Genomic DNA, 22363 nt, shown 5'->3' with positions numbered 1-22363 from the left:
GTTCACTATCTCCGGCCAGCACTTCTCCGCATCGAGCAATTTTGAAAATGTTTATCTACTAAGTGATAAATCTATCATCGTATGTCCGGTGATCCATACCACCCGCGCAAATTCCCTATCGGGACTGCGATCGTCATTCTTATCGTCATCGCCGTAGCCTGCACCTGGGGCGGACAGCTCGCTTCGTCGGTAGGAACGGTGGTCACCGGAACACTTGAAGCGTCGAGCACCAGTTCACCGGAGATCTCCAGCGAGACCCTGGAGAAAGGGCCGAAGACCATCAATTACCCGTATGTCCTCCGCGGAAAACCGGGTTCGATCCGGTTCGATGCCTACCGGGGCGTCAACGACTATCTGTCCACGAAGTATCCTGCCTCATTCCGCGATGACCGCGACTACTGGCTCCAGTTTGTCGATGAAAGCGTCCAGGATCGATACCTGAAACAGCTGGCCGAGAACATCCGCGCTGCTGAGTCTGAACCCGACAACCAGGTGCGGGCCGCGATCAGCATGGTGCAGCAGATCCCCTACAAGGATTACCCGTTCGATACGGCGGCCAAATACCCATATCACGTGCTCTACCACCAGGACGGGGACTGCGACGAGAAGTCGCTCCTGCTCGCCTATCTCCTCCGCGACCTGGGGTACGGCACCGCGGTCTTCATGTTCGAGGAGGAGTCACACATGGCCGTGGGCATCAAGGCTCCCGAGCAGTACTGCTACCGGGACACGGGGTACGCGTTCATCGAGACCACGATGCCGTCTATTCCGACCGATGCTGGAGGCGAGTATGGGGATTCTGGAGTGAGACTGACGTCGTATCCGAAGGTTTTCGTCATAGCAGAAGGAGATTCCTTCGACGGCATCTGGCGCGAGCATGCCGATGCCGTCGAGTGGAACAAGATACAGGAAAAGGTGCGGAGAACGGGGCCCGAACAGGACGCATACACCTACGGGCGTTACCGGAATTTAGCACAGACATACGGGATGCAGTACGGTGACTAAAACCCATACGTCCGGTGCAACACGGAGGCCGCAACACCCCCCCACCTCACCGGCAACCACAGTGAGGCGGGCCGCCAGGGGCGAGGCCGCTATTTCGAACACGCACGCCGTGCTTCTGATGGTTGCGATCACCATCATTCTCGCCGCTCTTGTCCTGCTGATGGTGCTCGGGATGTTTTCCGCCAGTTCGTGGATTGAACCGGCGCAACCACCGATCATCGTCACCGAAGTTTCCCACGTCAACGCAGGTGCCGGAGCACTGACGTATGCGAGCAGGATCACGCTCCTCAACAACGGGAGCACGACATACGAGAACGATGACCTGAGTGCGGTCATCTACGTAAACGGCTATAGGGCCTGCATTATCCAGACCCTAAACGGCCATCTCCTCATTCCGTCGCACCACTACGGGGTAAAGACCCTCAGCGGCGAGGGGTGCCGCGACCGCTTCTGGAACCCGGGCGAGGAGATGACGGCGGATCTCACCGATGGAACCTTTTACCCGGGTGTAGAGGTCACTCTGGAGGTGGTGGACAAACGCACCGAGAGGGTGATCTCGAAGCACACGGTGAGGGCATGAGAGACACTGTGTCAAAGACCATGTTTTTGTACCGGAACGCTTCTAAAGACTGTTATGTTCAAGTCAATTCTCGTGGCGGTCGACGGCTCGGAGATCGGTCACCGGGCGCTCGAAGAGGCCCTGAGCGTCGCCCGCGCCATGGGGATCTCCGTGCATGCCGTACATGTCGTCCAGACCGCCACATATCCCTCGCTGACCCTCAACGAACTCGAACCCCCCGCTATCGCCCAGCAGGCGCTTCTCGATGCGCTCGACCGGGAAGCCGACGAGATCCTCGCCGGCGCTGAAGAGAAGGCAACCACCGCCGGCGTCTCGCTCACCGTTCACAAACGCTGGGGACACCCGGGAGCGGAGATCATCGCGCTGGCACAGGAGCTCGGCGCCGACCTGACCGTAATCGGGTCGCACGGCAAGGGTCGGCTCGGCCGCTTCTTTCTCGGCAGCACCAGCACCTACGTCGTCGACCACGCAACGTCAACGGTCATGGTCGTCAGGGGCGAACCCGACGCATCCTGACGACCGGACGACGCCGCGGGCGACGAGTCGTGCCACCCGGATGGGTTCAGGCACCCTTCCTTCGTACGTGAAGTCGTTGCAGAGCCGTGCGGCGTCCTCCGGGGAGATACCGTATGAGCGGACAAAAAGCGTATACCCCGAATGCAGCCGGACGGGGATTCGGTCGCCGAGCCTCCGGTATGCCGCGAGCCGGGCATCGTCGCCCGGGAAATGGCGCCGGATATCCTCATCGAGCCCCTCAGACACTTCGTAGGTGGCGACGATGACGGGAAGACCGGTCGCGGCATGCACCGCCGCCGGGTCCATGATGTTGTACCAGGCGATGACGCTCCCACCGATCATCAGGAAATTGATGTCCCGGCGTGCAAGACGGGCGAAGAGCCGGACGACCGCATCGGTGGCATCCGATCCGCCGACGGTCACCCGGGCGAAGGCCGTTCCGTCGATCCGGAGGTCCTTTCGCATGACGACGCCGGCAAGGGTGGACTGCTCCCGCCCCGAGTAACTCTCGGCGATACCGAGAGCACGGAGCCCCGGTTTGGCTACGTGCATGCGAAGTCCTTATGTTGCTCAATCGGATATAGTACACCAATGAGCGTCGAGCGAGATGAGGTCTGTATCTTCATCCCAACGTTAAACGAGGCCCCGACGATCGGCGAACTGGTCGAAAGGTTCCGGCAGCGCGGTTTTCCCCACATCCTCGTCATGGATGGGAACAGCACCGACGGAACTCCCGATATCGCACGGGCCGCGGGAGCGGTTGTCCGGACACAGACGGGGAAAGGAAAGGGCAACGCCATCATCGAGGCCGTGGATATCATCGACAGGCCCTACGTGCTCATGCTCGACGGCGACGGTACCTATTCGCCGGACGACGCGGAGAAGATGCTCGAACCCCTCGGCCGGGGTTTCGAGCACGTCATCGGCGACCGTCTCGTCAATCCCGAGGCGGGAGCATTCACGCGGTTAAACCTTCTCGGCAACCAGCTCCTCAACACGATGTTTCGGATAGCGCACGGAAAAGACCTCCACGATATCCTCTCCGGCTACCGCGCCTTTACTCTGCGATCGATCCGGCAGATGACACTTAAGGAAGCAGGGTTCGAGATCGAGACGGAGATGGCGGTCGAGGCGGTGAGGAACGGGCAGCGGGTCACGGTCGTCCCGGTCCGTTACCTCGCGAGGCCGGGCACCGTCACGAAACTGAACCCGTTCCAGGACGGCCTCAGGATCTTCTCGACCATATACCGGCTCGCGAAGATGAACAATCCGATCTTTTACTTTGGGATCATCGGCCTCTTCATATCGCTTTTCGGGGGCGTCATCGGCGTCTACGTCGTCCTCGAGTGGCTCAAGAACATCGAGCACCTGCCCCTCACCATCCTCACGGTTCTCCTGATCACAATGGGCTTTCAAATCTTCATGTTCGGCGTGATCAGCGACATGTTGCTCGGGTTTCACCGCGAGACAACACGCCAGATCGAGCAGTTACAGAACCCCCCGAAGCCTCCCCGATAAGAAGAGGATCCGGCAGGCATACTCGGTGATCGAGGTGTAGATATACGCCTCGTCGAGCGTTTTTCCGGCTGCAAACGTCCCGTGTCCCCGGACGATGACGATGTGGCCGTCCCGGAGCGCCCCGGCGACGTTCTCTGCGATCTCGTCGGTTCCGGGGTTCCCGGTGACGACCGGGATCTCGGGGCAGAGCATCGCTCCTTCGCTGTCGGCCGGCCGGACGAGGTCGTTATCGAGCGAGGCGGCGACGGCGTGAACCGGGTGGGCGTGGACGATCGCAGAGTGGGGCTTCTCCCGGTAGACCGCCCGGTGGACCCGGTACTCGCTCGAGGCCTCGCGCGGGGCGTCGCCCGCGTCCGGCACAAAGACCGGCGTCTCCCCGGCGTCGAGGTACGCGCCGGATCGGGTGATGTAAAAACCGGCCTCGCCCCGAACGCTCATGTTCCCGAAATTCGCTCCGACGAGCCCTTCCATAAAGAGCCTCTTTCCGATCCGTTCGAACTCCCGATCCAGCATTTAGAGCACCCTGACTTTCGTACAGAATGGTTTGGCGTGCTCGGGGATATGTGCATGCCGCTTGGGGCATGAGGGCGGGGTGGCGGTATGGGTTTGGACGGTCAGGTATGAATCAAGAAAGGGTTGTAGAAATGTCAAACCTGGGAGGCATCGTTCTCGGTGCTCGAACTCCTGGCCTCTGGCCTGTCGCACTGCACAACTCGCAGCCTTCGGCACTCGAACTCCGCTCCAAGTATTTACGCAGCAAACCCGGTACAGTGGACCGTGGTGGCTGCGCACCTTCGGTGCTCGTGCTCCCGCCCTTCGGCCAGTCGCATATCGCCCCTGGGGGAGGGGCTGACGGGGAGTGCGACGTTCCGGAGGAACGGAGCTCGACCACCGTCAGGTGGGGAGGGGGGAGTATTCCCCCCTCGAAACTCTTCGAGTTTCTCATGCTCACTCCGTTCGCACTCCCCATTGTCCCCACCTCCCTCTCGGCGATATCCACTGGAAGTCGGTGTACGGGCGTGAGCCTCTAAGGTCAAGGTTAGGTGTTCGAGCACCGCTAGGTGCGCAGTCTACCGGAAAACTGTGCCCGGGAACGTGATAAACAGAACTCCCGAGTTCTAAGATGATCTTCGTAGAATGAATACGAGTGCCGAAGATCTTCGGCTTCTGGGGTTAGGCACGGATCCCGAGCCACCAACCCTCTCCTAGGGCAAAAAAGGAAAAATTATACAAACTTCACGCCGACGTCCCGCATCTTGTTGAACCGGGCGATGTTGAGGAGGAGGGGCGTCACGCTCTCGACGATGGATGCGGCCGCAAGCGGCCCCGCGTCATAGGCGCGGAGGCTTGAGACGTTGTTGACGATCTCCATCACCTTCTGCTTCGCCCCGTCGTCGTCGCAGCAGACGGCAACCGAGTAGTCCAGTTCCTCATCGAGCATCTTCCACCTGTTTGCGGCGATGTTGTTGAACGCAGCGCAGACGGTCGCGCTTTCGGGAAGCATCCCCTTGATCATCATCGCCGCCGAACCCTCCGCCGGAGGGGCGTAGTAGAAGTAGGTCATGCGCTCGATCGGGTTGACGGGGCTGACGACGATCTTATCCTCGAACCCGGTCAGAGTGTTCAGGGTGGGAGCCACGTGCTTGAAGGGTATCGCGAGGACGACGATATCCGCCTCGTCGACCGCACGCTGGTTGGTGACGCCTACGAGGCTGCACTGCATCCCCTGCACCTCCAGGCTCTCCCGGCAGATCTCGCAGGTCGCGATCGCCTTTACTTCCTCTCGCGATCCCACGATCACGTCGTACTTCGGCGAGAGCCGGAGCGCCATGCCTTCCCCGATATCGCCGGTTCCCCCGACGATCCCGATCTTCACTGCTCTACAAGCGGTTTCAGGATGCCCTCGAGAGTGCCGATGTCCTGAACGCCCACCAGCTTCCGTACGAGTTGCCCGTCTTTCTCGATGACCAGCGTGGGTACAAATTGGATGTCGTATTTAGCGGCGTACTGCCGTGTCTGTTCGGAATCGACACCGACGTCGATCTTTTTGATGTCGACCTGGTCGCCCATCTTCGCTTTAAGCTCATCGATGATCGGTGTCTGCTGGTGGCACGGACCGCACCACTCGGCGAAAAAGTCCATTAAAACTGGTTTTCCCATAGGCTATACCCCATTCACACATTGTGTGTGAACGGGGCAATAAAGGTTGTTGAAAGATTGTTATTTTGAGAGGATCGCCATGATTATCTTCCCGTACGCGGGTCTCGTGACCAGGATACCGATCAGGACACCGAGTATGGTGACGACGGCAAAGCCTCTGAGGGTGGAGAGATCCATCAGCGCCAGCGGGAGCATGGCGATGAAGACCGTCGCGGCAGCAATGGCGATGATACCAAGCGCCCGTCCGTAGCGTTTCATGTAGAGGTTCGGCGACGGAACGCGTCCTTCGTGGAGAACCTCATCCGTGATGATGACGAGCTGGTCGATGCCGGTACCCACCACCGCTATCAGACCAGCGATGGTGGCGAGATCGAGCTGGATGATGAACCGGGCGATCCCGAGCAGGATGACGATCTCGGCAAGGTTGATCGCGACCATCGGGATCACGATCGAAGGCTCGCGGTAGCGGTAGTAGACAACGATTCCTACCGCGAGCAGCGCGAGCAGCCCGGCAAGGGCGACCGTCGTCTTGAACTGCTCACCGAGCGCCGCGGGGACGGAGCCGGAACCGACGATCTCCACCTGCACCGGCAGGGCACCGGCCCGTAGGTGGATCTGGAGCGTCATCGCATCGTCAAGCCCGGCGTCGCCGGTTCCGGTGCTCGCCGAGAGCGAACTGACCGGGGCCGACCGGAGTTGTCCTGCAAGGCCTCTGTCGAGGGGTGCGCTGTAGACGGTCTCGTTGTCGAGGATCATCACGAGATGGTGGGCGTCCGGGTTGTCGACCGCTCCGGATTCGATGGCGGCCTCACGGAAGGCCTCTGCGCCCGTCTCGGTGAACGAGAACCCGACGCCCCACCGGCCATCGTAGTCCCTCTGCGGCACGCCGACGCTGGTGATCTGGTCACCGTAGAGAACGTGCTCAGTCTCGTTCCCGGTCGTCTGGACCCGTATCTCGAAGAGGCCCTGCTGGCCGACGATCTCCTGTGCCGTCGCCATATCCACGCCGGCGAGCTCTATCCGCACGTACTGCGGGTAATCACTTCCCGTCGGGGTGAGCAGGTTGATCCGCGCGTCCTGCATCCCAAGGGCGTTCACCTTCTCGTTCAGGATCCGTTTCACCTCATCTGCGGTGAATTCCGATACGCCCTTCTGGTAGGTTACAATCGAGGCGCCCGACTGCGCGAAGATCGGTTCGAGGTCGGTCTGAGTGACGCCCTTTCGGATCTCGAGGTGGTTCTCATCGATACGGATAACCTCGGTCTCAAGATCCGTGCGCAGATCCTCCATGAGGTCTCCGGCCGATCCGTCGGTCGAGAATGCCACGACCACGGATTGGAACTCCATTTGCAGCCACGAGCCGCCCTCGAGATCAAGGCCGAACTGGAGGTTCCCTTCGATCCCTTTCTCGGGGTTCGGGGGAGCGAGGTAGATACCGACAAGGGAGCCGACGACCAGCAGGAGCACCAGGACGACCCGCCAGTCTTTGACGAGAGTCTTGATAGTTTCGCCGTTCATCTCTTATTCCCCCGGAGGATATGATTCTTCAGAATCCCGGCGTTCAGCATCCAGGTGTTCATCAGATCCACAAAGAGCCCGATGAGGAGGACGCTTGCGATCTCGGCGATGATCTGGATCTGTCCCGCCGTAGCGACGACCCACATCGCGGCGATGGCCGTAAGTGTCGTGGTCGTCATGATAATCCCGGTCCTGAACGCGCCGGCGAGTTTCTCTTCGAGTTTCCCCTTGCGCTTCAGGAGGCGCGTCGTCAGCAGGATGTTGCTGTCGACGGAGTAACCGATCAGCATCAGCAGGGCCGCCGTCGTCCCGAGGGAGAGCGGGATGCCGATGATCTGCATGACCCCGGCGGTGATGACGATGTCGGCGAAGGCCGCGAGGACGATCGTACCTGCCGGCACGAGGTTGCGGAACGCAATCATGACCACGACGGCCATGCCGATGAACGAGAAGACCAGGGCGAGGGAGGCCTGACTCTGGAGCGTCTTTCCGAACGTCTCACCGATCTGGTCTATCTTCGCATCAGGATATCGCTCGTTGATGATTCCAACGAGGCTCTGGTACTGGGCGTCATCCATCGGGCCGAACTGGATATACCTCCCGTCGCCAATCCCTTCGCCGACCGACAACACCGGATACTCGGCAAAGGCCGCCTCTATCGTCTCTCTGCTGTCAGACGTGAAGACAGTGACCGCCGTTCCTCCCGCAAAGTCGATGCCCGGCGTAATGGGCAGGCCGGTGGCGAGCGCGGTGTAACCCAGCAACACCCCGGCAAGGAGAAGGAGAACGAGGGGCAGCGCTACCATCTGCCGCGGAGAGTATTTGTTGACGTCATATCTGACAAATTCCATGCTGTATCAGTGTACGATTGTGAAAGGTTAAAGGGTTGCTCATGAGTATGAGGTGCGCATTGGAATCCGTCCAGATGCCATCGAAATACGCGGAATTTCTCCGGCAAGAAAGAGGTTTCAGGAGATGTCCGCAAACGTGTCCTTCTTCTGCTGCATTCCCTCACGCAGTATCGCTGCACACCTGCTCTCGCACCCGGGGTGCCGCATATGCGCGCCATGGAGGGGGTGTGGAAAGGGGTGTTCTGAAATCGCAGGTATTTCCGGCTAAAAAAGTATCAGGACACTCACGTCATGTCTAACGAGAAACGGTTTCATTATACCTGGCATGATCTCATTTCGTCAGACAATTGTCGTCCTCCTGGCAGAATACCCGATTAAATGAATGAAAAGAAAAGATATATATAAAATACCGAATCACAAGCACATATGAGATCGCCCGGTGAGCTCAAAAAAGAGATAGAAGCTCGACTTAAAGGTTATCTCTCACGTGACCGGGATGGAATCCGGCATGAGCTGCTGAACCTGTTCGTCAAGGTAAAATCTCTCACCATACCCCAGATCTACGAAAAACTGCAAAAACAGTTCTCGATCAGTTACCACTCCATTGCGTCCATGGTAGGCATCATCGCATCCCGTATCGGCATCCTGCACGTGAGGCGGAACGCGGAGGGGACAAACTCCATCTACGAGCTGAAGGACCAGTACGTGGACGTGGTGGCAAAGATCCTCGGGACGACATAGTTCCCGCCAACCATACCTCTTTTTTTAGCCCCAGCACCAATATAGGGGATTATTATGCAGAGCGACGTTGGGGAGCCGGGTCGGTCACGGAGTATACATGTTACGGAGGACGTCCGATCGTACATCCTCCAGAGGAAACGCGACTTCCGGGTGAGCACATCCTGCAGCGGACCCATCCTCCTGCCGGTATCGGTCAAACCTCCGAAGGCGACCGACCTGCAGGTTCCGATCGGTGACTATACCGTCTACATCTCAAAGTACCAGGCCCGCTACATCGATTCCATCCACAGGAGAATGATTCCTATATTCTACGATGGCTTCTAAAACATGAGCTTCGATGAACTGGAGCACACCGCCGACGTCCTCATGCGGGTGCGGGGCGCGACCTTAAACGAGCTCTTTGCCGAGGCGGGCCGGGCGATGTTTTCCGTGATGTACGGCCCCTGCGAGGAGAGGGGGGTCGAACGGAGGATCGAGATCGAGGCGGAGAACCTCGAATCGCTTCTGATCGACTACCTCTCGGAACTGCTCTTCGTCACCGAGGTCGAGAACACCGTCTTCTGCACCTTCGACGTCGATCTCCGGGGTACCCGGCTCTCCGCCGTCCTCAGGGGCGAGCCGTTCGACCCCGCGCGGCACTCGGCGGGGACAGTCGTCAAAGGCATATCCTACTTCGGGCTCGAAATCGTTAAAGAAGAAGAGGGCTACGTGGTGGAGATCATCTTCGATATCTGAGTGATTGCCATGCTTACCGGAATCAATAAGATCGGAGACCTCGAATGGGAGGTTCCTATCGGATACGTCCCCGACATGCGGGTGCCGGGGCGTTTTTTCCTCTCCCGGACACTGGCGGAGACGCTCGAAGAGGGAGCTGTCCGCCAGCTCGCGAACGTCGCGACGCTCCCCGGGATCGTGAAACACTCGCTTGCCATGCCCGACATCCACTGGGGATACGGGTTTCCCATCGGCGGCGTCGCCGCGTTCGATATGACCGAAGGGGTCATCTCCCCCGGCGGGGTTGGGTTCGACATCAACTGCGGCGTCCGGCTGATTACGACACCCCTGACCGAAGCCGACCTCGCCCGCCGGAAACGAGAACTGATCGAGCGGCTCTTCGACGCCGTGCCGACCGGCGTGGGCGCAAAGAGTGCCCTGCGAGTCTCGAACAAAGATCTCTCCGCGGTCATGGTCGACGGCGCCCGGTGGGCGGTCGAGCGCGGGCTCGGCACCGAAGCCGACCTCGTCCGGTGCGAGGGCGAGGGAGCGATGCCGGGCGCCGATCCCGACGCGGTCAGCGCCAAGGCGCGCCAGCGGGGCGTTCCGCAGCTCGGGACGCTTGGCGCGGGAAACCACTTTCTGGAGGTCCAGGTGGCGAAAGAGATCGTCGACCCCGAAGCGGCGAAGACGTTCGGGATCGCTGAAGGGCAGGTCTGCTTCATGGTGCACTGCGGCTCACGCGGGCTCGGCCACCAGGTCGCGACCGATCATTTGCGGACGCTTGAAGGTGCGGTCGCGAAGTACGGGATACGCCTCCCCGACCGGCAGCTCGCCTGCGCCCCGCTCGACTCTCCGGAAGGCCGTGCCTACTATGGCGGGATGGTCTGCGCTGCAAACTATGCCTGGGCAAACCGGCAGGTCATCATGCACGAAGCGAGGAAGGTCTTCGCGCACCTCTTCGGGATCGATTACGACGAGATGCAGCTTATCTACGACGTCGCACACAACGTCGCGAAGTTCGAGCGCCACGACGTCGACGGGGTCTCGACGGAGGTCTGTGTCCACCGCAAAGGCGCGACACGGGCGTTCGGTCCGGGAGCGGAGGGCGTCCCCAGCGAGTATGCCGCGATCGGGCAGCCGGTGATCATCCCCGGGAGCATGGGGACGTCGTCCTACCTCCTCCACGGCACGACGGCCGCGATGCAGAAGACGTGGGGGAGCACCTGCCACGGTGCGGGGAGAGTGCTCAGCCGGTCGAAGGCGAAGAAAGAGGTCCGCGGGAAGGAGCTCCGGGAACGCCTCGCGGGAGAGGGTATTGTGGTGCGTGCCCACAGCGACACCGCCCTCGCGGAGGAGGCACCCGCGGTCTACAAGCCGAGCCAGGAAGTGGTGCGTGTCGTGCACGAAGCTGGCCTCTCGCATATCGTCGCCCGGCTGGAACCGCTCGGGGTGATCAAGGGGTGACCTGCAGGACCGGGCTGCTCTGGGACACCCCTCTCATGTTCTCGCGGCTCATCGAGGACTGCGGCGCCGCTTGCGAGTCAGTCAACCCGAACATGCTCGCCTCGCCTTTCTGGCGCGGGAAGTTTGTTGCGCTCATCGTACCGACGGGGTTTGCGAACCCGGACTACTCGAACCTCCTCCCCGCTCTCCGGGCTGCAGAGGGCCGTATCCAGCGGTTCGTTGAGAACGGCGGCCGGCTGCTGGTCTTCGGCGCGGGATGCTGCCGGGAGGACGCTTACGACTGGCTCCCGTTCCCGCTGACCTATTCGTTTGCTTATGGGCCGCGTGCCGTCCGGTTCGCCGGGGAGAGCAGGTATAACTCCCTTTTTTCGGGATACGATCTTGACGCTGTCGAGTGCGACGGCTCGTTCCCGTCGCATGGCGGCGAGACGCTTGCAGCCACGCCCGGGGGGGAGCCGCTCCTCGTCGGGAAGTCGCTCGGCGACGGGATGATCCTGGCAACCAGCATCCACGAATACCCGTCACGCGTATTCTTGAAGGAATTTTCCTGCGGAGAGAGGGAAACATTATTTTAGATAAACCCTGATGAACAGTATGGATACGGCCATGGAGCAATATATCATCTCTGCGTCTTCAATCGCACGCGATTTCGTCCCAATCGCTGTATGTATCCACGACCTGCTTGGTCGGTTGCCCGTTACGGCACGATCCCGCGAACATCCCGGAGTCCGGGTCGAGGACGGGAAGGTCATCGACGAGGCCTATACCGGCCCCATTCTCGAGGAAGTCCTCAAGGAGAACGCCACGTTGAGGGTCAGGCCCCCGCGAGGCCCGTACAAAGGCATCCCGGTGGTGGTGGCGCCGGTAAGGGACGAGGAAGGCGATGCAATCGCCGCAATCGGTATCGTCGATGTTACCGGCATCTTTGATCTAGCGGGTTTCATGGAGCAGAACACGGTGATCCGGCGGCAGGTCTGCGGCGAGGAACCGTGTCCGCTCCCGACTGAGTCACCCGCAGCGAAAAGGTAATGGACATGAAGGACACGGCAATCAATGTATTGAAGATTCTCGAAGAATCCCCCGGCCCGGTATCGGGGGAACGGATTGCAGAGCAACTGGGCATCACCCGGTCAGCCGTCTGGAAGCAGATACGCGAACTCCGGAGGCTGGGATACCAGATATCGTCGTCCCGGGCGGAAGGCTACCGCCTCGAGACGAAGACCGACCGGCTCTTCCCCTACGAGATCAACAAGATGCTCCGCACCCGGGTCATCGGACGGCAGATCCGTCATTTTGACAGCACCGCCTCCACGGGCTGGGTCGCGAAGAAACTTGCCGCTGAGTCTGATCCTGAAAAACTCCACGGCATGGTTATCATTGCCGAGGAGCAGACCGGCGGGGTAGGAAGGCTCGGACGCGCCTGGGTCTCGCCTGCCGGCGGCATCTGGGCCACCATTCTCTTAAAACCGAGTGTCCCGCTCGACCATCTCTTCATGACCACCATGGCAGGGTCGGTCGCGATTGCACGCGCCATCCGCAAGGAGTACGGCATCAGTGCGCTCATCAAGTGGCCCAACGACATCTTCATCGGGGACAGGAAGGTCGCCGGTCTGCTCCTGGAACTCGCTGCCGAGGCGGACACCGTGCACTACGCCCTCCTCGGGATCGGGATCGACGCGAACGTCCCCCTCGACGAACTTTCGTCGAACCTGAGGGATACAGTGACCACGCTCCAGGCCGAGGTCGGCCGCGAGGTCGATCGCGTGGCGCTTCTTGCCCGGGTTCTGCGGGAGTTCGAACTGCGCTACCAGCAGCTCGAGGACGGCGAGTACGACTCCATCATCCGCGAGTGGAAGAGCCTCTCCCGGACGCTCGATAACCGGGTGGCCATCAAGACCATCAACAAGACCTTTTCGGGAGAGGCCATCGATATCGACGAGCACGGTGCCCTGATCATCCGGAAGGACAACGGGAAGATAGAGCGGGTCATCGCCGGCGACTGTTTCCAACTCTGACCTGCCGGTCAACACCCGTACACTTTTTTGGGTCATCGGGCCCCGGAGAAGACTTCTCCATCGGTAACGGAACTACCTGGAGGTTATGAGGTCATCCCAAAACGATCTCCGAACATTTGGTATACACTAATCGGAGCACTTACCTCCTAGGTATCTACTATATGAACCACACCTAGGGCAGGGAGGGGGAGACGGCTTTCCATCGCATATCGCCACGCACTGCCCCCGCCCTGAGGGGGGGAACGACTGCCGGAACGGCAGGAGTTTAAGCACCGCAGGTGTAAGTGAGGAGCGCGAAGCGCGGGCGGGGTGGGTTCGCAGGGAGAGTTAAAAGGTGTCATCTTGCAACCGGGAGGGGGACACCCCTTCGCACCTGACGGTGCTCAAGCTCCCTTCGGTCGCACCTCCCCGGACCCTCACTCGAAACTCTTCGAGTTTCTCAAGCTCTTGCCGTGCCGGCAGTCGCTCCCCGCGTGGCGATAATCCCACGGTCCAGTATACGGGCGAGCCGGGGAAACCCGCACTGCTCTCCTGCAGTTGCAGTAATGCCCCGGAAGAACGGAATACGAATGCCGGAGGTGCGAACCGCGACTGGCGCGAGCATCGTGAGCGGCAGGAACGTGAGAAGCCTAAGGCTTCGAACCGCGACTGGCGCGAGCATCGTGAGCGGCAGGAACGTGAGAAGCCTAAGGCTTCGAACCGCGATGGGCGGAACGCCCGGAGTTTGAGAAGCCTTAGGCTTCGAACCGCAGAAGTTCGCGAACGGGATCAGTAACATCCCGTACCATCTCAAGGCTTCGTGCGAGGCAGGATTTTTTCTTGTCAACCGTCTAAAATAAAATGGTTGACATGATGCACCGAGCCCGGATCCTCGCCTACAGCGGTACGTTCATCGCGCTGATCACCGCCGGGAGCTGGATCTCCATCCCACTCCCCCCGGTACCGCTCACGCTCCAGACGCTTTTCGTCCTGTTATCCGGGATCGTCATGAAGCGCTACGGGGCGATCCCCGTCGCCCTCTACGTCCTCCTCGGGGCGGCGGGCCTCCCGGTCTATCACAACGGCACGGCGGGCCTCGGGGTGCTTCTCGGCCCCACGGGCGGGTTCCTGATCGGCTTCATCCCCGCCGCCCTCGTCGCCGGGATCGCCTACGAACACGAATCGCCGGCATCGCGGATCACAGGGCTGATCGCGGCCTGTGCAATCTATCTCCTGGCTGGCGCCGTATGGCTTTCATATTCGGCTTCGATCCCGCTTCTTCAGGCGGTCCTGCTCGGCGTCGCCCCGTTTATCATCGGCGATGCCGTGAAGGCTGCAGCCGCATACGCCATAGGGAAGCGGGTGGCATGATCCGTATCGCCGATCTCCGGCACCGGCTGCTCGACATCCCCGGCCTTGCGGTGGACGCGCGCCATATCGCCGTTATCGGGCCGAACGGGAGCGGCAAGACGACGTTGCTCTCGGTCTGCTCCGGGATCGAGGAGCCCGAAGCAGGATCTGTCCTGCTCCTCGACCGTCCGCCGTCGGCCGTGAAGGTCGGGTGGGTGGGGGAGTTCCCCGACCGGACGCTCCTCTTCTCCCGGGTCTACGACGAGATCGCATCGACGCCCCGGTTCCGCCACCGCCCCTGCCCCGAGACGGACAGGGCGGTCCGGGCGGTTGCGGAGGTTGTCGGCATCCGCCACCTCCTCGGCAAGAAGGTCGCGGCCCTCTCCGGGGGGGAGAAGGCGCTCGTTGCGCTGGCCGCCGCCTGCGCCGGCGACCCCGAGGTGCTCGTCCTGGACGAGGCTGATTCGCACCTGGACGGCGTGACCGCGGAGCGCGTCCAGCGCGTGGTGCGGGAGAGCGCCGCAGCCCACGTGCTCTGGTGCACGCAGTCGATGGACGTTGCGGCTACCGCGGACTGCGTTCTCTTTATGGAGAACGGCCGCGTCAGGCACCACGGCACGCCGGAGGAGGTCTTCTCCGCGCTCGAGGAGACGTGCTTTTACCCCACGCTCTGGAGGGTGTCCCGGTGAGAGTCGAACTTGCGGATCTCGTCTTTTCGCAGGATTCGTTCACCCTCCGGGGTAGCGGCACGTTCGACGAAGGCGTGCACCTGGTCAGCGGGCCGGTGGGGAGCGGGAAGTCGACGCTGGCTCTTCTGCTTGCGGGGCTCCTCCGGCCCGAACGCGGGGCCGTCCGGCGGCACGGCGTTCTGACGACGCAGCTCCTGCTGCAGTTCCCCGAGCACCACATCACCTCCCCGACGATCGCCGGGGAGGCGGCTTCCTGGGGACTTGTGCCGGAGGACGCGCTCGCGCTGGCGGAGTTGTCGGCGCGTGCGGACGACGACCCGTTCCACCTCTCCCGCGGCGAACTCAAGCGGCTGACCCTCGCCTGTGCGCTTCTGAGAGATCCTGACCTGCTGCTGCTGGACGAACCGTTCAGTTCTCTTGACTGCACCGCGAAGAGGAGGGCCTGCAGGATGCTCGAGAAGCGGGATGCCGGCATCACGGTCGTCTTCTCGCACGAACGCGCGGTTCTTCCCCGGGTGGACGCGATCTGGGAGATGGAGGAAGGCGTTCTCGCGGCCCGCGGCAGTGTGCCCGACGCGATCCCATCCTGGCAGCACGCCCCGCCGTATCTCAGGTGCGCTCTGGAACAGGGCGCCCGTCCTATGAACATCAGGCTCTCCGACGCCCGGGAGGCGCTATGCAGGATCCGCGGCTGAGGCTTTTTTCCGTCACCGTCCTCTCGCTCGCGGCGTTTGCGAGCACCGTGGGAGCCGCCGCCGCATTCGTCTGGTGGCTGCTGTTTACGCCGCGCGCAAAATCGCTCCCCCGACCGGGGGTGCTGTTGCCGCTCGTTGCGATGGTCGCCGCAACGGCGCTCGTCTCCTCGTGGGGCGGCGGCGCGGGGCTCTCCTACCTCGTTCGGATGACCGTGATCCTTCTCCTCGCATCGTGGGCGTATGCAGAGACAGAGAATGGAGAGGTGCTTGCCGTGGCGGTCTGGGCTCTCGGGAACCGGGTGGGGTTCGAGGTTGGACTCGTAGCCGAATTGGGGATTTCCGGGATTTCCGTGCTCCGGAAGGAGATCGAGCAGGTGCGGATGGCGATGGCATTGAAAGGTATCCGGCCCGGCGCCCGCTCGATTGTACCGCTCGCCGTCACCCTCATCGTCACTCAGATCCGGCGGGCCGACGAGGTTGCGCGCCTGCTCGTGGTACGGGGTTACACGATCGGGGGGAAGACATGCCCCCGGTTCAGAGCGGATCCTCTGGACGTCCCTGCCGCAATAGCGGCCGTAATACCCGCCCTTTTATCGACTCTCCCTCTTCGCGACGTTTTTATATTAGTAGGATGAATTTTTGAGAGGCTTTATTGATATCTTCTCAGCCCTTCGAGGTGTATAATTCGATGTGTGCTGCCAAATTTGATTCACTCAATATCACCGATACCACGCTTAGGGACGCGCATCAGTCGCTTATCGCCACCCGCCTCCGGACTGAGGACATGCTCCCTCTTGCCCGAGCCATCGACGAAGTGGGTTTCTTCTCTGTCGAAGCCTGGGGTGGGGCGACCTTTGACAGCTGCATCAGGTTCCTCAACGACGATCCCTGGGAGCGTCTCCGGGTGCTGAAGGCAGAGCTCCAGCGCACCCCTATCCAGATGCTCCTGCGGGGCCAGAACCTCGTGGGCTATCGGCACTACCCCGATGATGTGGTGGAAAAGTTTGTAGAGGCGTCAGCGCGAAACGGGGTCGACATCTTCCGGGTCTTCGATGCCTTGAACGATATCCGGAACATGAAGAAAGCGATGGCGGAGGTCAAGAATGTCGGAGCGCATCTGCAGGGCGCGATCTCCTACACGACGAGCCCCGTCCATTCCGTCGCGACGTTCGTTGAGATGGCAGAAGAACTCTACTCGCTCGGCTGCGACTCGATCTGCATCAAGGATATGGCCGGCCTGATCATGCCGCACGATGCCCGCGACCTCATCACAGGGATCAAGAAGACAGCGGACGTCAAGGTCTGCCTCCATTCCCACTGCACGAGCGGCGTCGCGCCCCTGAGTTACCAGGCGGCGATCGATGCGGGCGTGGATATCCTGGATACGGCGATGTCGCCGTTCGCCTTCGGCACCTCTCAGCCTCCGACGGAGAGCGTCGTTGCGAGCGTTGCCGGGACGGCGCGCGACACCGGGATCGATCTTCTCCCGCTCCGGAAAGTCAGGAACACCTGTCGCGAGATGCGGGAGAAGTACGAACCGCTCTTCAACTCAATCGCCGATCGGGTCGACTCGGACGTGCTGATCTACCAGCTCCCCGGCGGGATGATCTCGAACCTCATCTCGCAGCTCAAGGAGCAGGACGCGCTCGACCGCCTGGAAGAGGTGTTCCGCGAGATCCCCCATGTGAGAGAGGATCTCGGCTACCCGCCGCTCGTTACTCCGACGAGCCAGATCGTGGGCACCCAGGCGGTCTTCAACGTTCTGATGGACGGGGAGCGCTACCGGAACGTGACGAAAGAGGTGAAGGACTACGTCCTCGGCCTCTACGGCCGTTCTCCCGCCCCGATCAGTCTGGAGATCCAGAAGATGATCATCGGCGATGAGAAGCCGATCACCGTCCGCCCGGCAGACCAACTCGCGCCCATCTACGAGCAGATGAAGAAGGAGGCGATGGAGCAGTGCCTCGTCAACCAGGAGGAGGATGTCCTCACCTACATCCTCTACCCGAACATCGCGCCAACGTTTCTCCGGGGCGAATGCAAGGCCGAGACGATCCCCGAGAAGGCAGCAGCCGCACCGGCGGGGGTTGCGGAGATCCCCCGCTCCATGGAGGTCGAGGTGGACGGCGAGATCTTCTCCGTCCGGATCGTCACCGTGGAGGGGGGCTCAGTCGCGGCCCCGTCGGCCGCCGCCGCGTCGGCGGGGGCTCCCCGCGGGGACGTCGCCGGCGGCGTCAAGAGCAATATGCAGGGCATGGTCCTGAAGGTGATGGTCCAGCGCGGGAGCGCCGTGAAGAAGGGCGACACGCTCATCGTCCTCGAGGCGATGAAGATGGAGAACCCCATCCCCAGTCCCCGCGACGGCACGGTCTCGGAGATCTTCGTGGACGCCGGGGACGTCGTGCAGAACGGGGACGTGCTGATGGTCATTGAGTGAGGCTGGATAGCACGATGAAATACTTTGACAAGATCCTGATTGCCAACCGCGGCGAGATCGCCATCCGGGTCATGCGCGCCTGCCGGGAACTGGGCATCGACACGGTCGCGATCTACTCCGAGCCGGACAACAATGCGCTCCATGTCAAGTACGCCGACGAGGCGTTCTGCGTCGGGGAGGCGCACCCATCGAAGAGTTACCTCAACAAGGAGCGGATCTGCGATGTGGCGAGAAAGACCGGGGCCGAGGCGATCCACCCGGGCTACGGGTTCCTCGCGGAGAACGCCGAGTTTGCGAAACGGGTCGAGGAAGTGGGGCTGACGTTCATCGGGCCGTCGTGGAAGACGATCGAGGCGCTGGGCTCGAAGATCGGGTCGAAACGGATGATGCGCAAGGCCGGCGTCCCGGTCCTTCCGGGCACGCCGGAGGGCGTGACGAGCGTCGACGAGGCGAAGAAAGTCGCCGCCGAGATCGGCTACCCGGTGATCGTGAAGGCGAGCGCGGGCGGCGGCGGTATCGGGATGCACATCGCTGAGAATGAGGGAGAACTCGAAGAGGCGATCGATGCGGGGATGCGGATTGCTCAGTCGGCCTTCGGCGATCCGACGATCTTCGTGGAGAAGTACCTCACGAAGCCGCGCCACATCGAGATCCAGGTCCTTGCCGACGCGAAGGGGCACACCGTCCACCTCTACGACCGCGAGTGCTCGATCCAGCGCCGGCACCAGAAACTGCTGGAGGAGGCGCCCTGCCCGATCATGACGCCCGCTCTCCGGGAGCAGATGACGGCGTCGGCCATCGCCGCGGCAAAGGCGGCGAACTATAAGAACGCCGGCACGGTGGAGTTCCTCTACGCGAACGGGAACTACTACTTCATGGAGGTGAACACCCGGCTGCAGGTGGAGCACACGGTCACAGAGTTCGTCACCGGGATCGATATGGTGAAGCAGCAGATCGCGATCGCGGCCGGGGAAGACCTCGCGATGGACCAGGAGGATATCGGCATCCGGGGGCACGCGATCGAGTGCCGGATCAACGCGGAGGACCCGCTGAACAACTTCACCGCCGATCCGGGCAAGATCGTCCGCTACCGTTCCCCGGGCGGCCCGGGAATCCGGGTCGACTCCGGCATCCACATGGGCTACACCATTCCGGCGCACTACGACTCGATGATCTCGAAGCTCTGTGCGCTCGGCTCTGACCGCGAGGAGGCAATCCAGCGGATGCGACGGGCGATTTACGAGTACGTCATCCTGGGCGTGAAGACGACGCTCCCGCTCCATTACGCGATCATGCACAACGCCCACTTCATCGCCGGCGACACCCACACGCACTTCCTGCAGGAGGAGCACATCGCGACGAGCCTGCGCCGCTACCTCCACGAGGAGGAGGCGCGTATGCAGACGCTGGCCGCCTCGCTCCGCCAGGGGAAGCACGTGGCGGCGATCACGGCGGCGGTCGACGTCTATATCCGGAAAAACTCGAAGTAACCCCCCGGTCTATTTTTTCCGGTATGCCATAAGGTTTATTTGGCAACACAACATTGTTATACTGCACTTTGTGTGCTGCGGTGGCCTAGTCGGTTAGGGCGCCAGACTCATAGGGTTTTTGAGAAGACGGTGCGTCCAAGCCTGGGACATCTGGAAATCGTGGGTTCGGATCCCACCCGCAGCATTTGTTTTAGAAAGTTTGTAATCTGATTTTAGAGGAATGCTTTTCCTTCGAGAGTGCTCTCTTTACGATCACTACCTCACTCTTGAGACAAAAAGGATTTTTTCCGTACGATTACAGTCTCGGATCGTTTTATTTGCCCCCTTGATGCCCATCCCTCGCTCCTTGAGGGGCGATCCTCATCAAGTACACCAAGATTAACAATTTTGATATGGTTGGTGTACTAAATAGGGAATATAGGAGACGGCAAGTGACAATTGAGAGACGGTTTTGACCCACTATAGAAACCTCCCCCACATCCGGATCACCTTGTGATATCTCATACAACAACCCTGAGATCATGTCTGCAAGCGCCAGATCCGCCCACTCCCCCACACTCGGTACGATCAAAATGGTCGAAGACTTCATCCGGGAGCACAGCGGCGAATACCGCCGCCGGGCGCTCTGGGAACGCCTGCCGCGGAAGGTCATGTACCAGACGTTCAAGACGATCATTGAGTATCTTCTGGAATCCAACAAGATCGCCATCGATGCACAGGGTAAGGTCTGCTGGATCTACGATCCGGAGTTTACCCGGTGGTACCTGGCCCGCGAAGACCTGCGGATCCGATGAAGGCGGCAATCTTGCCGACACGAAGGTGAAGGAAGCCTTCGAGACTCTGTCGGCATCAACCCGAACAGAAGATCGGGAACTGGTCGCCCTCCCGAACAGGGCCTTCGAGGCAATATCCGCCAACGCTTTTTGCGGCACTCAGGTTCCAAAGAGGCAGATCCCGGATGCTTATCGACAGTGAGATCCCCCGGGAAAGCACCTCTGGAAATACAACCTCTATATCCTGGAGATTGATGTATACCGTGACCAGCGACGGTGACACAATCGCAGTCGTCATCGAGTGGCTGGATCATACCGGCTACGATCGCCGGTTCGGGTACTGAGCGCCAGCTTCCTGGAAAATGTTCCTGAGTATCCGTTGGCCAGTGTACCGGGGTGGCGACCGCGTAGCTATCCATCCCGGGAACGACAACATTCATCATCTCCTCACCCCCAGCTACGATCAAGAAGAGGAGAGAACCCATATGGCTGCTCAGGTGCGCCGGAACAAGAAGAGCGAGTTCGTCGCGAAGCTCGAAGAAGTGCTCCCGCTGCTCCGGGAGCGGTTCGGCGTTGCGAAGATCGGCATCTTTGGGTCTACCGCACGGGGAGAGGAGCGGCCTGACAGCGATGTGGACGTGCTGGTCGAGTTTGCGCCGGGGCAGACGACGTTTCGGAACTTCATGGAACTTGCCTTCTATCTGGAGGAACTTTTCGGGCGCCGGGTTGACCTCGTCACCGAGCAGGGGCTCAGCCGATACCTGCGGCCCTATGTCGAACAGGAGGTTGTCTGGTGTGATGCGTGATGAACTCTTCCTCCGTCATATCCTTGATGAGATCGTGCTTCTCCGTGAGATCGGTAGAGATCTGACGTACGAGGACCTGCTTCGTGACCCGGTGCGGCAGCATGCGATCGTCCGGGCGATCGAGATCATCGGAGAGGCCACGAAGAACATCTCCGAGCACCAAAAAGAGCAGCATCCGGAGATTCCCTGGAAGCTGATGGCCGGGTCGCGGGATAAGCTGATTCACGCATATTTTGAGGTAGACTGGAGGATTGTCTGGACTATTCTCAAGACCGAGATCCCGGTTCTCGAACCGAAAGTTCAGGCAATTCTGCTCGCTCTTGACGCATCAAACCCGGAATGATGAGCGAAAGGTTCACCGGGGATTTCAAATCTCGTTCTTCCATAAGGATAGTGTGAGCTTCTGAAGCGTTCTGAGTCCGAGTAACGGTTAGCAGGAGATCGATCGCTTGCATCGGCAGAACCCGGGAGATGGGAGGTACCTGCCCTCATGCAACGAGGAGGTTCCGGGTGGTCTTCTCCTCCGGCACGGTGACGCCTCCGTCGTGAGGGACGGTAGGGAGGCGGCAATCGTCGCCGGTAGGGCAGATGGATACTGCTCCCGGGAATGCATTATAAAATCCGCATCATCACACATTGCCGACAACGAACTGCACATCCTCCTTCAGCCCGGGATCGTACCTCGTCGCGTTCTCAAAACACGCCGCCGCTTCGTCGGTCTTATTCATATTCGTCAGAATGACTCCTTTCAGGTACCAGGCCAGCCCGTATTCCGGGTCCAGTTCAAGCGCCCTGTTGCAGCTCTCCATCGCTTCGGCGTACTGGTTGTGGTAATTGTTGTAGTACATCCCCCGGATGCACCACGCCTCGGCATTGTCCGGATCCACTGCAACCCGGTTATCGTAATATTCCTGGCTTTCATTTACGTTTTCCGGCTCTGTTGAATTCCTTCCAGACAACGACAATCACGACTGTTTGTACTGCCTTCGTTAGGTTATGGAGGATCACTTTGATCTTGATCTCTTTGACCTGGTACCAGTATTTTCGTGCCTTTAGTTC

General features: G+C 60.7%; 28 protein-coding genes, 1 tRNA gene and 1 pseudogene. 21 read left to right on the top strand and 9 right to left on the bottom strand.

Annotated elements, in window-relative coordinates; genetic code table 11:
• Positions 1-81: 81 nt before the first annotated feature.
• From FGW20_RS12945 to FGW20_RS12935, 3 genes are all read left to right on the top strand, one after another.
• Positions 82-1005 carry a transglutaminase domain-containing protein gene (locus tag FGW20_RS12945; RefSeq protein ID WP_301678499.1) on the top strand — a complete coding sequence of 308 codons (924 nt, stop codon included), beginning with the start codon at positions 82-84 and terminating at the stop codon, positions 1003-1005.
• Positions 1006-1123: 118 nt separating this feature from the next.
• Positions 1124-1585: a type IV pilin gene (locus FGW20_RS12940; protein WP_496197207.1), complete on the top strand. Its 462-nt coding sequence runs from the start codon at positions 1124-1126 to the stop codon at positions 1583-1585.
• A gap of 54 nt (positions 1586-1639) precedes the next feature.
• The gene (locus FGW20_RS12935; RefSeq protein WP_301678497.1) at positions 1640-2101 is read left to right on the top strand and encodes a universal stress protein; all 462 of its coding nucleotides are present in this window, start codon (positions 1640-1642) and stop codon (positions 2099-2101) included.
• Here the strand turns inward: FGW20_RS12935 and FGW20_RS12930 are convergent.
• Positions 2060-2653, bottom strand: coding sequence for an endonuclease dU (locus tag FGW20_RS12930; protein WP_301678496.1), 594 nt, complete (start codon positions 2651-2653; stop codon positions 2060-2062). The genes FGW20_RS12935 and FGW20_RS12930 overlap by 42 nt on opposite strands.
• A gap of 39 nt (positions 2654-2692) precedes the next feature.
• Between FGW20_RS12930 and aglJ the strand changes: the two genes are divergently transcribed.
• Complete coding sequence (gene aglJ, locus FGW20_RS12925) at positions 2693-3619, top strand: S-layer glycoprotein N-glycosyltransferase AglJ (RefSeq protein WP_301678495.1); 927 nt, start codon at positions 2693-2695, stop codon at positions 3617-3619.
• On the opposite strand, the gene FGW20_RS12920 is transcribed toward aglJ, so the two are convergent.
• The 5 genes from FGW20_RS12920 to FGW20_RS12900 all read right to left on the bottom strand — a co-directional run bounded on the left by FGW20_RS12920 (position 3590) and on the right by FGW20_RS12900 (position 8148).
• Complete coding sequence (locus FGW20_RS12920; protein WP_301678494.1) at positions 3590-4132, bottom strand: aldolase; 543 nt, start codon at positions 4130-4132, stop codon at positions 3590-3592. The two genes, aglJ and FGW20_RS12920, sit on opposite strands and share 30 nt — an antisense overlap.
• A 712-nt stretch (positions 4133-4844) precedes the next feature.
• On the bottom strand, positions 4845-5495 hold the full coding sequence (gene npdG / locus FGW20_RS12915; protein WP_301678493.1) for an NADPH-dependent F420 reductase: 651 nt from the start codon (positions 5493-5495) through the stop codon (positions 4845-4847).
• The gene (locus FGW20_RS12910; protein WP_301678492.1) at positions 5492-5779 is read right to left on the bottom strand and encodes a thioredoxin family protein; all 288 of its coding nucleotides are present in this window, start codon (positions 5777-5779) and stop codon (positions 5492-5494) included. The genes npdG and FGW20_RS12910 overlap by 4 nt, the downstream gene beginning before the upstream one ends.
• Before the next feature lie 60 nt (positions 5780-5839).
• Complete coding sequence (locus FGW20_RS12905; RefSeq protein ID WP_301678491.1) at positions 5840-7297, bottom strand: preprotein translocase subunit SecD; 1458 nt, start codon at positions 7295-7297, stop codon at positions 5840-5842.
• A complete protein-coding gene (locus tag FGW20_RS12900; protein WP_301678490.1) occupies positions 7294-8148 on the bottom strand; it encodes a protein translocase subunit SecF in 855 nt (284 codons plus the stop codon). Before FGW20_RS12900 ends, FGW20_RS12905 begins: the two co-directional genes overlap by 4 nt.
• Before the next feature lie 426 nt (positions 8149-8574).
• Between FGW20_RS12900 and FGW20_RS12895 the strand changes: the two genes are divergently transcribed.
• From FGW20_RS12895 to FGW20_RS12865, 7 genes are read left to right on the top strand one after another with little or no spacing between them, the layout of a single operon-like run.
• A complete protein-coding gene (locus FGW20_RS12895) occupies positions 8575-8889 on the top strand; it encodes a DUF2551 domain-containing protein (RefSeq protein ID WP_301678489.1) in 315 nt (104 codons plus the stop codon).
• 54 nt (positions 8890-8943) lie between these two features.
• Entirely contained in the window at positions 8944-9213 is a 270-nt protein-coding gene (locus FGW20_RS12890) for a hypothetical protein (protein ID WP_301678488.1), read from the top strand.
• Between the two features lie 3 nt (positions 9214-9216).
• Positions 9217-9624: an archease gene (locus FGW20_RS12885; RefSeq protein WP_301678487.1), complete on the top strand. Its 408-nt coding sequence runs from the start codon at positions 9217-9219 to the stop codon at positions 9622-9624.
• Between the two features lie 9 nt (positions 9625-9633).
• A complete protein-coding gene (locus tag FGW20_RS12880) occupies positions 9634-11070 on the top strand; it encodes an RtcB family protein (protein ID WP_301678486.1) in 1437 nt (478 codons plus the stop codon).
• Positions 11067-11645, top strand: a complete 579-nt coding sequence (locus FGW20_RS12875; protein WP_301678485.1) for a hypothetical protein — start codon at positions 11067-11069, stop codon at positions 11643-11645. The genes FGW20_RS12880 and FGW20_RS12875 overlap by 4 nt, the downstream gene beginning before the upstream one ends.
• A gap of 19 nt (positions 11646-11664) precedes the next feature.
• The gene (locus FGW20_RS12870) at positions 11665-12099 is read left to right on the top strand and encodes a DUF2111 domain-containing protein (RefSeq protein ID WP_301678504.1); all 435 of its coding nucleotides are present in this window, start codon (positions 11665-11667) and stop codon (positions 12097-12099) included.
• Between the two features lie 5 nt (positions 12100-12104).
• Positions 12105-13085: a biotin--[acetyl-CoA-carboxylase] ligase gene (locus tag FGW20_RS12865; RefSeq protein ID WP_301678484.1), complete on the top strand. Its 981-nt coding sequence runs from the start codon at positions 12105-12107 to the stop codon at positions 13083-13085.
• Positions 13086-13524: 439 nt separating this feature from the next.
• On the opposite strand, the gene FGW20_RS12860 is transcribed toward FGW20_RS12865, so the two are convergent.
• A complete protein-coding gene (locus FGW20_RS12860; RefSeq protein WP_301678483.1) occupies positions 13525-13863 on the bottom strand; it encodes a hypothetical protein in 339 nt (112 codons plus the stop codon).
• Positions 13864-13925: 62 nt separating this feature from the next.
• On the opposite strand from FGW20_RS12860, the gene FGW20_RS12855 reads away from it, so the two are divergent.
• The 10 genes from FGW20_RS12855 to FGW20_RS12810 all read left to right on the top strand — a co-directional run bounded on the left by FGW20_RS12855 (position 13926) and on the right by FGW20_RS12810 (position 21647).
• Entirely contained in the window at positions 13926-14435 is a 510-nt protein-coding gene (locus tag FGW20_RS12855) for a biotin transporter BioY (RefSeq protein WP_048114907.1), read from the top strand.
• On the top strand, positions 14432-15103 hold the full coding sequence (locus FGW20_RS12850; RefSeq protein WP_011844484.1) for an ATP-binding cassette domain-containing protein: 672 nt from the start codon (positions 14432-14434) through the stop codon (positions 15101-15103). The genes FGW20_RS12855 and FGW20_RS12850 overlap by 4 nt, the downstream gene beginning before the upstream one ends.
• Positions 15100-15798 (top strand): ATP-binding cassette domain-containing protein, encoded by a 699-nt coding sequence (locus tag FGW20_RS12845; protein WP_292517592.1) that lies wholly within the window; start codon positions 15100-15102, stop codon positions 15796-15798. Before FGW20_RS12850 ends, FGW20_RS12845 begins: the two co-directional genes overlap by 4 nt.
• A complete protein-coding gene (locus tag FGW20_RS12840) occupies positions 15780-16433 on the top strand; it encodes an energy-coupling factor transporter transmembrane component T (protein WP_301678482.1) in 654 nt (217 codons plus the stop codon). Before FGW20_RS12845 ends, FGW20_RS12840 begins: the two co-directional genes overlap by 19 nt.
• A 53-nt stretch (positions 16434-16486) precedes the next feature.
• A complete protein-coding gene (oadA, locus tag FGW20_RS12835; protein WP_301678481.1) occupies positions 16487-18235 on the top strand; it encodes a sodium-extruding oxaloacetate decarboxylase subunit alpha in 1749 nt (582 codons plus the stop codon).
• A gap of 14 nt (positions 18236-18249) precedes the next feature.
• Positions 18250-19725, top strand: coding sequence for an acetyl-CoA carboxylase biotin carboxylase subunit (locus FGW20_RS12830; RefSeq protein ID WP_301678480.1), 1476 nt, complete (start codon positions 18250-18252; stop codon positions 19723-19725).
• A gap of 74 nt (positions 19726-19799) precedes the next feature.
• Positions 19800-19909: transfer RNA gene (locus FGW20_RS12825), tRNA-Met, on the top strand.
• 388 nt (positions 19910-20297) lie between these two features.
• Positions 20298-20519: a hypothetical protein gene (locus tag FGW20_RS12820; RefSeq protein WP_301678479.1), complete on the top strand. Its 222-nt coding sequence runs from the start codon at positions 20298-20300 to the stop codon at positions 20517-20519.
• Positions 20520-20983: 464 nt separating this feature from the next.
• Entirely contained in the window at positions 20984-21304 is a 321-nt protein-coding gene (locus FGW20_RS12815) for a nucleotidyltransferase family protein (protein WP_301678478.1), read from the top strand.
• On the top strand, positions 21297-21647 hold the full coding sequence (locus tag FGW20_RS12810) for a HepT-like ribonuclease domain-containing protein (protein ID WP_301678477.1): 351 nt from the start codon (positions 21297-21299) through the stop codon (positions 21645-21647). The genes FGW20_RS12815 and FGW20_RS12810 overlap by 8 nt, the downstream gene beginning before the upstream one ends.
• Before the next feature lie 286 nt (positions 21648-21933).
• On the opposite strand, the gene FGW20_RS12805 is transcribed toward FGW20_RS12810, so the two are convergent.
• Entirely contained in the window at positions 21934-22263 is a 330-nt protein-coding gene (locus FGW20_RS12805; protein ID WP_437178581.1) for a tetratricopeptide repeat protein, read from the bottom strand.
• Positions 22223-22363: pseudogene (locus FGW20_RS12800) on the bottom strand (IS5/IS1182 family transposase); the annotation flags it as partial. The pseudogene FGW20_RS12800 and the gene FGW20_RS12805, both read right to left, overlap by 41 nt.

Origin of the sequence: Methanoculleus methanifontis (assembly GCF_030464365.1) — an archaeon.
GTDB lineage: Archaea > Halobacteriota > Methanomicrobia > Methanomicrobiales > Methanoculleaceae > Methanoculleus > Methanoculleus methanifontis.
This window is presented reverse-complemented; position numbering and strand designations above follow the sequence as displayed.